Consider the following 11,181-nt stretch of genomic DNA (forward strand, 5'->3'; position numbering starts at 1 on the left):
GTCCAGTCCCTTGATCTCGGTCACCAGTTGCGCGGCCATCGCCTGACCGTCACCAAACAGCATGCGCGTGTTGTCGGCATAGAACAGCGCGTTCTCGATCCCGGCAAACCCCTTGCCACGACCGCGCTTGATCACCACCGCGTTCTTGGCGTCGGCCACGTCCAGCACCGGCATGCCGTAGATCGGCGATGCAGGGTCGGTGTGGGCAACCGGATTGACCACGTCATTGGCACCGATGACCAGCGCGACATCCGTGTTGGGAAACTCCGGGTTGATGTCTTCCATGTCGGCAATCAGGTCATAGGGCACGCCCGCCTCGGCCAGCAACACGTTCATGTGCCCGGGCATGCGGCCGGCCACCGGGTGGATCGCGAAACGTACCTTCACGCCGCGGTCGATCAGCAAACGCGCCATTTCCCAGACCTTGTGCTGCGCCTGCGCCACGGCCATGCCGTAGCCGGGCACGATCACCACACGCTCGGCATAGGCCATCATGACCGCCACATCGGCGGCCTCGATGGCTTTCTGCGCGCCTTCGATCTCCTGCGCTTGTCCCGTGGCGGCACCGAAGCTTCCAAACAGCACGTTGCCGATCGAACGGTTCATGGCCCGGGCCATCAATTGCGTCAGCAAGGTGCCCGCCGCACCGACCACAGTACCGGCGATGATCATCGCCTCGTTGTGCAGAACGAAGCCCTCGAACGCCACGGCCAGACCGGTCAGCGCGTTGTACAGCGAGATCACCACCGGCATGTCGGCTCCACCGATCGGCAATGTCATCAGCAGTCCGAACAGCAACGATACCGCTACAAAGGCGAATACCAGGGCAAGGGTCGGGGTGGCGAAGACCAGCATCGCGCCCAACACCAGCGAGGCTGCCAACACCAGCAGGTTGAATACCTGCTGGCCGGGAAACACGAAGCGCCGGTCCATCCAGCCCTGCAGCTTGGCGAAGGCGACCATCGAACCGGAGAACGACACTGCGCCAATCAGCACCCCGAGCACCGCCAGCACCAGTGCGGCCGGATCCATGGCCTGGGCTGTGTGGCCCTGGACGCTGGCCAGACGTACCGCGGAAGTCAGCTCGACCACGCCGATGGACGCTGCCGCACCGCCACCCATGCCGTTGTACAGGGCGACCATCTGCGGCATGGCCGTCATCGCCACGCGGCGCCCCGTGTACCAGGCCAGGCCGCCGGCGACCACGATGCCCAGCACCATCAAACCGCGGTGGGCCAGCCCGGGCAGCAGAAAGGTCGCGAGCACGGCCAGCAACATGCCGACGCCGGCCCAGACGATGCCTCCACGAGCAGTTCGCGGCGAGCTCATGCGCTTGAGACCGAGAATGAACAGCAGCGCGGCCAGCAGGTAACTGGCGCGGATCAGGTCCGGCAGCCAGTGCATCAAGTTTGCGCCGGCCATCAGGATTTGTCCTCGCCGGCCTTGGCCTTGGGCGCGCTGGGCTTGAACATTTCCAGCATCCGCTCGGTGACCACATAACCGCCAACAGCGTTGCCCGCCGCCAGCAGCACCGCAACCAGACCGATGATGACGTCCAGCGTCGTGCTCGCATTGCCCAGCGCCACCATCGCTCCGACCAGCACAATGCCATGCACGAAGTTGGAACCGGACATCAGAGGGGTATGCAGGATCACCGGTACCCGCGCGATGATCTCGTAGCCGGTAAACGCGGCCAGCATGAAGATGTAGAGTGCAAGAAACCCGTCGATCATGGAATGCTCCCCCAACATTGGGCCCAGAACGGACTGCCGGTCCATCATACGGGAACCGGGCGCAAACACGAGCCCATGGCCAATGAACCCGTGTCAACCTGCACGCCACTTGTGCGTTTATGGAACCAGGATGTGAATACGGACCACGAGCATGCAAACGCGCCGGAACCCAAGGTCGTGAATGTAGCGGCTTCCATGCTGACGGATGCGGTTGAGCACCAGGCAAGAACGGTGCCGGTATCGCTGGATGCCTTTCTGGCCAACATCGAGCGCCGGGCATGGCGCATGGCCAGGATGGCGCTGGGCGACCCCGAGGAAGCGCACGACGCGGTTCAGGATGCCATGCTTCGCCTGGTGCGAAGTTACCGCAGCAAGCCCGCGGAAGAATGGACGCCGCTGTTCTGGGGCATCCTGCGGCGGCGCATCACCGATCTGCAGCGACGTCGGAAGGTGCGCTCGATCATGGTCGGCTGGATCGGCGGCGGCCGCGATGCCGACGGCGACGAGCTTCCCGCCTGGGAAGCTCCCGACAACGGCCCCGGTCCGCAGCACCGTCTGGCCGACCAGCAATCCTGGGCGGCCGTAAGCGAGGCGGTCCAGACCCTGCCACAACGCCAGCGGGAAGCATTCATGCTGCGCACGCTCGAACAACTTTCCGTGGCCGAGACGGCTGCGGCCATGGGCTGCTCCGAGGGCAGCGTGAAGACCCACCTCTCACGCGCCCTGTCCAGCCTGCGCGATCAACTGGAGGGCTGGCGATGAGTCCGCACGACGAAAAAGCATTTCAGGAACGGCTTCGCGCCCTGTACATGCGTACGGCCGACGAAGTCGACACCGCCACGGCTGCACGCCTGCGCACGGCGCGCGGGAAAGCGCTCGCGGTCCACGACCGGCCTGCCTTCACGCGCTGGCTTTTCCCGCTGGGCGCAGTCGCGACCATCCTGCTCGCCGCCGTGGTGATCTGGCCGGCGACGCCTCGACGGGTGAGCACTCAAACGGTCCCGGTGGCCGTGTCCAGTGAAAACGACGACAACGCCCTGCCCCCGGATCCGGACAGCAACGACCCGGCCCTGTACCAGAACCTGGGCTTTTACACCTGGCTTGCCCAGCAACCGACTTCCCACAATGCCAAACGCAGTGGAGGCTGACATGCGACGCATTTCCTCCTTGCTGCTGGCCCTGGCCCTGGCCGGCTTTGCCCCGATCCTGGCCGCACGCGAAGCATATCCGCCGCAAGCCGCTCAAGCCCAATCCGGACGCATTGCCTGGAACCAGCTCGATGCATCCACGCGTGACATCCTCGCGCCGCTGCGCCCGCAATGGAACCGGATGTCGCCCGAGCACCAGCAACACATGTTGCGGCGCGCCCGACACTGGAGCCAGTTGCCGCCGGACCAGCGCCAACGCATCCGCGAGCGCATCGCGCGCTGGCAGCACATGTCACCCCAGGAGCGGCGCGAGGCGCGCCGCAACCACCAGCGCTACGAACACATGTCACCGCAGCAGCGCAAGGCGCTGCATCGCGCATACCAGCGCTTCCAGTCGCTGCCCCCCGCTAAACGCGAGGCCCTGCGTCGAAAATGGCATCAGATGTCGCCCGAACAGCGCAGTCAGTGGGTGCAGGACCACGCACCGCCTCCCCACGGCGGCTGACCGATCACCCCACACCGCGTTCCGGCACCAGGCTCAAGGCTTGATCTGCACCGCGCCATCACGCACCACGCAGGTGCGGGCCACGAGCTCATCCTCGAAATCCGGCGCCAGTCCGTCCTCGCCCAGCAGCAGGGCGGTGAATTGGGCCAGATTGCGTGCAAACATCTCCGAGGCGTGCAGTGGCGCACCGGCGGCCAGATCGATGGGACCAAGAACCGTGCGGCCACCATGGTCCACGCGCTCACCGGGGCGGGTCAGCGCGCAGTTGCCGCCACTCTCGGCGGCCAGATCCACCACCAGTGCACCAGGCTTCATGCCCTCGACCATCACTTCACTGAGGATACGAGGCGCCGGGCGTCCAGGAATGGCCGCCGTGGTCACCACCACGTCGACCGACTTCAGGTGTTCGGCCAGGGCCTGCTGCTGCGCGGCACGCTCCTCGTCGGAAAGCTCTCGCGCATACCCGCCGCTGCCGGAAGCTTCCAGGCCCAATTCCAGAAACTTGGCACCCAGTGAAACCACTTGTTCACGTGTTTCTGGACGCACGTCGTAGCCTTCCACCTGCGCACCCAGGCGACGCGCGGTGGCAATGGCCTGCAGCCCGGCCACCCCGGCGCCAATCACCAGCACCCTGGAGGGACGTATGGTTCCCGCCGCGGTCGTGAGCATGGGAAAGAACTTGGGGCAGGCCTCGGCCGCGATCAACATGGCGCGATACCCGGCCACGGCGGCCTGGGAGCTGAGGATGTCCATCGACTGTGCCCTCGTGGTGCGTGGCAGCAGTTCCAGTGCAAAGGCGCTCACCCCGGCTTCGGCCAGCGCTTCAAGCTCGGCGCCATGGCGATGCGGTTGCAGTTGCCCAACCACAATGCTGCCGCGTCGCAGCCGCGCAAGGATCCCGGCTTCGGGCATCTGCACGCACAGCAGCACGTCGGCGCGCGATAGCACCGCATCGTTCGCCGCGAATTCCACCTGCGCATAGGACGCATCAGGAAATCCGGCACGATCCCCGGCGCCGGACTGCATCAGGATCGTTGCCGAAGCGGCCAGCTTTCGCGCCACCTCGGGAGTGATCGCCACGCGCCGCTCACCAGGCGCCATTTCACGCAACGCTGCCACTGTGACTGTCATGCCCGCCTCCGCCGCAATCTCTTCGCATCGTACACGAAGGCGTGCATGCGATACGCAGCGCAACGCCAATCTCGATACACTGGAACCGATATCCGCAGGGGCCGCGCATGCCCCCGCCCCGGTCCATGGGAGCCACGATGAATCCCGAACAACTGATGCAGATGGCACGACAGGCGCGTGAACATGCCTATGCGCCCTACTCGAATTTTCGGGTGGGTGCCGCCGTGCTTGCTCGCGACGGCCGGGTGTTTGCAGGCTGCAACGTGGAAAACGCCTCGTACGGCCTGTGCAATTGCGCCGAGCGCACCGCATTCTTCAGTGCCATCGCCGCCGGCGTGCGGCGCGACGGCTTCGTGCATATCGCCATCATCGGTGATTGCGAGGAGCCGATCAGTCCCTGCGGTGCCTGCCGCCAGGTCATGGCCGAACTTGCCGGGCCCGAGGTTCCGGTGAACCTGGGCAACCTGCAGGGCAAGCAGCGTCAGACCACGATCGGCGACCTGTTGCCGGACGCCTTCGAGCTGGCACCTCGCCTCAAACACACATCCGGAAACCCCGACACTCCATGACCGAACCCCTCCAATTCCTTCTCGACCGCCATTCCGTACCCGCGCGCCAGTTACAGGCGCCCGCGCCGAACGCGGAAGAGCTCAGGCGATTGCTCGGTTGCGCCATCCGCGTTCCCGACCACGGCAAGCTCGTGCCTTGGCGGTTGATCGTGCTCGAAGGCGAGGCCAAGCGGACCTTTGGCGAGCGCATGCTGGAACTGGCCATCCGCAAGGACCCGGACTTGCCGCCTGCGCGCCGCGAGAAGGAAAGCCAGCGCTACACCTTCGCTCCCCTGGTCATCGCCGTGATCGCACATCTTGAGGAAGGGCGCATCCCGAAACAGGAACAAATCCTGTCGGCCGGCTGCGTGGCCTACAACCTCCTGCTGGGATCCCAGGCCCTGGGTTACGGAGCACAGTGGCTGACCGGCTGGGCGGCCTACGACCGGGATGCCGCCGCAGAACTCGGGCTGGACGAGAAGGAACGCGTGATCGGTTTCGTGCACGTGGGCACACCAGCCATGGCCGTGCCCATGCGTGACCGGCCGGAGTTGGACGATATCGTGCGCACATGGACCCCGTGAGCCCCCCCGGAGACACGTCAGCAGCTGCCTACCTGGTCGATGGCAGCCTGTATGTGTTTCGCGCCTGGCACTCCATGCCCGACGACTTCGTCGACCATGAGGGCCAGCCGGTCAACGCCGTGCACGGTTTTACCCGTTTCCTGTGCGAACTGATTGAAAGGGCGCGCCCGGATCATCTTTTGGTGGCCTTTGACCAGTCACTGACGACATCCTTCCGCAACAACCTCTATCCGCCCTACAAGGCCAATCGCGAACTGCCGCCGCCCGACCTTGAACGCCAGTTCCGGTTGTGTGCGGAGATCGTCCAGGCCCTCGGGGTCAGCATGCTGTCCGACCCGACCTACGAGGCAGACGACCTGATCGGCTCGATGCTGTGGACCCTTCGCGCCGAGGGCATCCCCAGCGTGATCGTCTCGGCGGACAAGGACTTCGGCCAGTTGCTGGGCAACCACGACGAGCAATGGGATTTCGCACGCAACCTGCGCTGGGGACCGCAAGGCGTGATCGACAAGCTCGGCGTCGAGCCGCGCCAGGTCGCCGACTACCTGGCCCTGACCGGTGACGCCGTCGACAACATCCCCGGCGTTCCGGGTATCGGCGCAAAGACGGCCTCAGCCCTGCTCAGCCACTTTGGCGACCTCGAGAGCCTGCTCGCGCGCATCGACGAGGTGCCCTACCTGCGCCTGCGCGGCGCAGCCGCCTGCGCCAAACGCCTGCGCGAGCATGCCGACACTGCGCGCCTGTTCGCCCGCATCACCCGCATTGCACTGGATGCACCGGTCCCCGCGAGCCCGGACGGCCTCAGGCGGCGGCGCACGGACAGCGCACGCCTCGACTCGCTCTGCGAACAGCTGCGCTTCGGCCCGCTGACGCGATCCAGACTCAAAGCCATTAACGGGAGCCCTGCGTGAAACCGGAATCAAACCCACCCGATGAAAGCATCCAGACCCTGTACCGCGGCAACTGGCTGACACTGTGCCAGCGCGGCCACTGGGAATACGTGGAACGCAACAATGCCGGCGGCGCGGTGATCATCATCGCCGTGACCGACGACGACAAGCTGCTTTTCGTGGAGCAGTATCGCCACCCGATCGACAAACGCACCATCGAGATGCCCGCCGGACTGGTCGGTGATCTCGAGGAAAGCGGCGACGAGGATGCACTGATGGCGGCTCGTCGCGAACTGGAGGAAGAAACCGGCTTCGCCTGCGACAGCATCAAGTTCGTGCATGCCGGCCCGTCCTCGGCCGGACTGAGCACGGAAATCATGACCTTCGTGCGGGCCACGGGACTGCGCCGCGTAGGCCAGGGTGGCGGCGATGAAAGCGAGCAGATCACGGTGCACGAAGTGCCCCGGACCAAGGCCGGGCCCTGGTTGTTCGAAATGGCCGGCAAGGGCTATTCCATCGACCCGAAACTGTTCGCCGGCTTGTGGTTCCTGGAACATTCCCGGCAGTCGGACTGAAGATCGCCGTGCGCGGTGTCAGGCTGCGCGTTCGGACAGCCGCCAGGCCGTGATCACCAGGCAAAGCACGGCGATGCCGATCAGCACCGCACCGGTTTTCGGAACCACGACGATCCACATCACGCTGGCCAGTCCGAACGTCAGCGTGATGCCGATGGTGGCCGCGGCCAGCAGATCCGCGCGTCCTGCGGATATCCCGCGCAGCAGAACATGTGCACCCAGCCCTGCCAGCACCAGCGCCAGCACCCGCCATACCCATGGCAGCCAGGGTTCGGCCGGAAGGTCCGGTTGCAGATCCAGTATCTGGCGAATGCCGACCTGAAGCTCGAACCCGGGTTCGTTGTCGACATTTCTGGCAGGTACCAGAACGCCGTCGCGGTTGCGTGCAATGATCGTCACCGGCTGTAGCGGTGCAACCGTCCAGCTCACGCGAAGATCACCCAGTTGGGGCGAATCCGGCTGGCGGCTGCTCAGCAGCTTGCCGTCGATGATGCGGAAGCTTGCGGCCAGGTTCGGGTGCAGGTGCGAGAAGTCGGGAACCACAGGCACGCGCCCCGGCATCGAGGCCATGATCGCGGGGCTGAGGGTGAATCCCCGTAACGTCATGGCGCCGGCGAGATAGTTCGCGCGACCGAAAGGCAAGGATGACGGATTTCGGTGGTGGTACGGCTGTTTGAACACAGTCCAGTCGACCGGATAGTCATACCAGTCCATCTCGTAACTGGTCTGGCCGGCGTACTCGTCCTCCTGCCACTGGAACATCTCGACCTTTCGCCTCAGGATCGGCGCGTTGGCGCGGACTCCGAAAGCCGTGTCCACCGCGGGCTTCACCACCACGGGTGTACCGGCGACTCGCACCATGTCGCCCTCATTGCCCGAGGTCGGACCACTGTCCGTGGCATTGAACACATAGCCGCCATGGCGCATCGCTGCCTGGCGATAGGTAATCACGTTCTTCTCGTTGGTTGCCAGTATGGCCATGGACGCCAGAAGAATCGCGCCCCCTGCAACCAGCATGATGATCAAGCGAATATCCCGCATCCACCGCCCCTTGAGGACCCGGCACCCGCGTGCCGGAAATTACCATACCCTGCCGACAAGCTGCGCGCACTCGCGCGTTGTGACGAACCGGCCCCGGGCGTCGCGTTCTAGGGATGCCATGGCGCAACCGTGGTCATGGGTGAAGTACAGGGACACATTGCGGGCGAGGAAGTCCTCGAGCAACGCCTGCTTCTCGTCGATCAGGCATTCGGGGTATCGGTCGTAACCCATGGTGATGGGCACATGGACCCAGGGACGGCCCGGGATCAGGTCTGCACAGAAGACCACGCCGCCGTCGCCACCAATCTCCGACAACATCAGCCCGGGCGTGTGTCCCTGAGAGTAATGAAAGCGCACCGCGTCACCCAGGGTGCGCGAGTGTTCGCCTTCGACGATCTCCAGGCGTCCGCTCTCCGCGAGCAGTCCCGGAAGCTCGGCAATGAACGAGGCGCGATCCCGAGGATGCGGGTGGCGGGCGCGCTCCCAGTGAGTGGCGCCGACCAGAAACCGCGCGTTGGGAAACAGCAGCGCCGGGGGCTTGCCCTCGCTCCAGCTCTCGAGCAGTCCGCCGGCGTGGTCAAAGTGCAGATGCGAGAGCACCACCACATCGATGTCTTGATGCGACACGCCCGCCTTCTCCAGCGAGTCGAGCAGCACGTGGCGGTCCTCGACCACGCCGTAACGCTCGCGGTACCTGGGTTCGAAAAACGCGCCGATACCGGTCTCGAAAAGTACCGTGCGTCCATCAAGATCGCGCACCAGCAGGCATCGGCAGGCCAGCGGAATGCGGTTGTACTCGTCCGGCTCGATCCAGCGCGACCACAGCGCCTTCGGCGCATTGCCGAACATCGCGCCACCATCGAGTTTCTGGGAATTGCCGGCGATGGACCAAAGCTGCATGGGGACATCCTCGTTGTTGCCCGGAGCACTCCAGGTAGCCGGGACCGCTCAGTCGGCCTTGCGCATCAGGGCCGCGTACTTGAGCTGCAGTTGCTCGTGCGTCTCGGGGTGTTCGGGATCATGCGGAATGCATTCGACCGGACAGACCTCCACGCACTGGGGCTCTTCGAAATGGCCCACGCACTCGGTGCAAAGATCCGGATCGATCTGGTAGAACTCCTCGCCCAGCGAGATGGCCTTGTTCGGGCACACCGGTTCGCACACATCGCAATTGATGCAGGTGTCGATAATCTTCAGGGCCATGGAATGGAGCTCTTCGGAACGTGAAAGACCGCGGCAGTCCGGAGACTGCCGCGGTGGGTACTGACTGCATGCGCAGCGGCGCTTACATCTGCTTGAAGCGGAAGATCGCACCCGTCGGTTTGACCACGTCCGCGACGCGTTGCTCATCGGCCTGATCGCCAATGAATACCACAATCACCTTGTCCAGGCTGCCGGGCTTGATATCCTTGAAGGCCGAGACCATCAAGTCCGCCGTCTTGCTGGAGGACGGACCGGCGAAGGCCATCAGATTGCCCGGCAACACGCCGCGTTCCAGGGTGTCGGTGACATTGCCGAGCTGGCGACCACGCTCGGCTGTATCCGAATCACTGTCGCCACCGGCCACGTAGTACACGTACGGGCGATCGCCCGTCATGCCCTTCATGGTGTCGCCACTCTGCAGCACCTGGATCAGGTACGGCTGCCACACCGACTTGTTGGTGGTGTTGGTGGGACGGGTCAGCTTGGCGGCCTGATGGCTCTGCTGCCCCACGTTAGTTTTCTTGCCGCAGGCACTCAAGGCAAACACACTGGCCAGGGCCAGCATCGAGATCATTACCAGTTTGCGCATAAGTCTTCCCCTTAGTCTTGATCAAACATGATGGACAAGCATAACGCGTGACGTCAGTCCCGTGTATGCCAACGGTGCTGCAGCGCTTCCTGCACCACCGGGTGCACAAAGCCGCTGACATCGCCCCCCAGGCGCGCGATTTCACGTACCAGAGAAGATGAAATGAAGCTGTACTGCTCGGCCGGAGTCAGAAACAGCGTCTCGGCCGTGGGAATCAGATGCCGGTTCATGCTTGCCAGCTGGAATTCGTACTCGAAGTCCGACACCGCGCGAAGACCGCGCAGGATCACGCCTGCGCCGATCTCCCTGACAAAATTCGCCAGCAGGGTATCGAACCCCAGGACCTCCGCATTGGGCACGTCCGCGAGAGCCTTTCGCGCCAGATCGATGCGCTGCTCCAGACTGAAGCACGGCTCCTTGCTCCGGCTATCGGCCACCGCCACGACGACACGGCTGAACAACGGCGCTGCGCGCACGACCAGATCGGCGTGCCCGTGGGTGATCGGGTCGAATGTACCCGGGTAGACCGCAATACGGGCAGCATTGGGATTGGAGCTGGAATTCATCCTGGGACCTTGTCGGCCTTTGCTTGGAAAGGTTGCCCGGTGCATGCACACACACCAGGCCAGGCGGCAATTAGTCTAGCCCATCCCCGGCGCAGCGGCGATACAGCGCATGCCTGACCTGGCCCGCGGTGCGCTCGCGATGAAGCTGCCACGCCAACGGCAGTTCCGGTCGCTGGTCGGTGGCGGATTCGACATGAACCCATGCATTGTCGCGCAACCAGCCACCCCGCTCCAGATGCCAGGCCATTCCAGACCACAGCTCCAGCGCGAAGGGCGGATCCATGAAGACAATGTCGAAAGGCTGCGCTGCTTCCTGCAGGTACTGCGCGGCCTCGCTGCAGATCACCCTCGCATGGTCCTGGCCAAGACGCGCCAGGTTGGCGCTCAGCGCGCGCGCCAGTTCGGCGTCACGCTCAACAAAAGTCACGCCGGCCGCACCTCGCGACAGCGCCTCGATGCCCAGCGCGCCCGTGCCGGCGAAAAGATCCAGGCAACGTGCGCCTTCGATCCACGATTGCAACCAGTTGAACAACGTCTCGCGCACCCGTCCCGGTGTCGGGCGAAGCCCGCCCCGGTCGGGCACCGCCAGCTTCGACCCGCGAAGGCTTCCGCCGATGATGCGTACCTGTCCTGGTGCCTGCTGGCGCACGGGTTTCACGACCGCACCA

16 protein-coding genes are annotated in these 11,181 nt (G+C 64.6%); 7 read left to right on the forward strand and 9 right to left on the reverse strand.

All coding sequences use genetic code 11. The features are described from left to right. On the reverse strand, window positions 1-1,404 hold a 1,404-nt coding region (locus PF446_RS13895; protein ID WP_298072645.1), incomplete at its 3' end, for an NAD(P)(+) transhydrogenase (Re/Si-specific) subunit beta. A 17-nt stretch (window positions 1,405-1,421) separates the two neighbouring features. Further along, the gene (locus tag PF446_RS13900) at window positions 1,422-1,733 is read right to left on the reverse strand and encodes an NAD(P) transhydrogenase subunit alpha (RefSeq protein ID WP_298072620.1); all 312 of its coding nucleotides are present in this window, start codon (window positions 1,731-1,733) and stop codon (window positions 1,422-1,424) included. Between the two features lie 195 nt (window positions 1,734-1,928). Here PF446_RS13900 and PF446_RS13905 point away from each other — a divergent pair, with 195 nt between their 5' ends. The 3 genes from PF446_RS13905 to PF446_RS13915 are packed head-to-tail and all read left to right on the forward strand — an operon-like array spanning window position 1,929 to window position 3,386. Beyond that, window positions 1,929-2,495, forward strand: a complete 567-nt coding sequence (locus tag PF446_RS13905) for an RNA polymerase sigma factor (RefSeq protein WP_298072647.1) — start codon at window positions 1,929-1,931, stop codon at window positions 2,493-2,495. Next, window positions 2,492-2,881: a hypothetical protein gene (locus PF446_RS13910; RefSeq protein ID WP_298072622.1), complete on the forward strand. Its 390-nt coding sequence runs from the start codon at window positions 2,492-2,494 to the stop codon at window positions 2,879-2,881. Before PF446_RS13905 ends, PF446_RS13910 begins: the two co-directional genes overlap by 4 nt. A gap of 1 nt (window position 2,882) precedes the next feature. Beyond that, the gene (locus tag PF446_RS13915) at window positions 2,883-3,386 is read left to right on the forward strand and encodes a DUF3106 domain-containing protein (RefSeq protein ID WP_298072624.1); all 504 of its coding nucleotides are present in this window, start codon (window positions 2,883-2,885) and stop codon (window positions 3,384-3,386) included. Between the two features lie 33 nt (window positions 3,387-3,419). Here the strand turns inward: PF446_RS13915 and PF446_RS13920 are convergent, their stop codons facing one another. After that, entirely contained in the window at window positions 3,420-4,517 is a 1,098-nt protein-coding gene (locus tag PF446_RS13920) for an NAD(P) transhydrogenase subunit alpha (protein WP_298072626.1), read from the reverse strand. Between the two features lie 137 nt (window positions 4,518-4,654). Here PF446_RS13920 and PF446_RS13925 point away from each other — a divergent pair, with 137 nt between their 5' ends. Genes PF446_RS13925 through PF446_RS13940 form a run of 4 tightly spaced genes read left to right on the forward strand, consistent with a single transcriptional unit; the run spans window position 4,655 to window position 7,114 of the window. Then, window positions 4,655-5,086 carry a cytidine deaminase gene (locus tag PF446_RS13925; protein WP_298072627.1) on the forward strand — a complete coding sequence of 144 codons (432 nt, stop codon included), beginning with the start codon at window positions 4,655-4,657 and terminating at the stop codon, window positions 5,084-5,086. Continuing rightward, on the forward strand, window positions 5,083-5,649 hold the full coding sequence (locus PF446_RS13930) for a nitroreductase (protein ID WP_298072629.1): 567 nt from the start codon (window positions 5,083-5,085) through the stop codon (window positions 5,647-5,649). Before PF446_RS13925 ends, PF446_RS13930 begins: the two co-directional genes overlap by 4 nt. Further along, window positions 5,637-6,560: a 5'-3' exonuclease H3TH domain-containing protein gene (locus PF446_RS13935; protein ID WP_298072632.1), complete on the forward strand. Its 924-nt coding sequence runs from the start codon at window positions 5,637-5,639 to the stop codon at window positions 6,558-6,560. Before PF446_RS13930 ends, PF446_RS13935 begins: the two co-directional genes overlap by 13 nt. Next, complete coding sequence (locus PF446_RS13940; protein WP_298072634.1) at window positions 6,557-7,114, forward strand: NUDIX hydrolase; 558 nt, start codon at window positions 6,557-6,559, stop codon at window positions 7,112-7,114. Before PF446_RS13935 ends, PF446_RS13940 begins: the two co-directional genes overlap by 4 nt. An 18-nt stretch (window positions 7,115-7,132) precedes the next feature. On the opposite strand, the gene PF446_RS13945 is transcribed toward PF446_RS13940, so the two are convergent. From PF446_RS13945 to rsmD, 6 genes are all read right to left on the reverse strand, one after another. Next, window positions 7,133-8,131, reverse strand: coding sequence for a TMEM43 family protein (locus tag PF446_RS13945; RefSeq protein WP_298072649.1), 999 nt, complete (start codon window positions 8,129-8,131; stop codon window positions 7,133-7,135). A 63-nt stretch (window positions 8,132-8,194) separates the two neighbouring features. After that, window positions 8,195-9,055, reverse strand: coding sequence for an MBL fold metallo-hydrolase (locus PF446_RS13950; protein ID WP_298072636.1), 861 nt, complete (start codon window positions 9,053-9,055; stop codon window positions 8,195-8,197). A 48-nt stretch (window positions 9,056-9,103) separates the two neighbouring features. Beyond that, a complete protein-coding gene (locus PF446_RS13955; RefSeq protein WP_298072638.1) occupies window positions 9,104-9,358 on the reverse strand; it encodes a YfhL family 4Fe-4S dicluster ferredoxin in 255 nt (84 codons plus the stop codon). Window positions 9,359-9,440: 82 nt separating this feature from the next. After that, complete coding sequence (locus PF446_RS13960; RefSeq protein ID WP_298072640.1) at window positions 9,441-9,947, reverse strand: hypothetical protein; 507 nt, start codon at window positions 9,945-9,947, stop codon at window positions 9,441-9,443. Window positions 9,948-10,000: 53 nt separating this feature from the next. Continuing rightward, the gene (gene coaD / locus PF446_RS13965) at window positions 10,001-10,513 is read right to left on the reverse strand and encodes a pantetheine-phosphate adenylyltransferase (RefSeq protein WP_298072643.1); all 513 of its coding nucleotides are present in this window, start codon (window positions 10,511-10,513) and stop codon (window positions 10,001-10,003) included. 70 nt (window positions 10,514-10,583) lie between these two features. Beyond that, a complete protein-coding gene (gene rsmD / locus PF446_RS13970) occupies window positions 10,584-11,171 on the reverse strand; it encodes a 16S rRNA (guanine(966)-N(2))-methyltransferase RsmD (RefSeq protein WP_298072651.1) in 588 nt (195 codons plus the stop codon). Between the last annotated feature and the right edge of the window lie 10 nt (window positions 11,172-11,181).

This window comes from Oleiagrimonas sp. (assembly GCF_027858935.1).
Classification (GTDB): domain Bacteria; phylum Pseudomonadota; class Gammaproteobacteria; order Xanthomonadales; family Rhodanobacteraceae; genus Oleiagrimonas.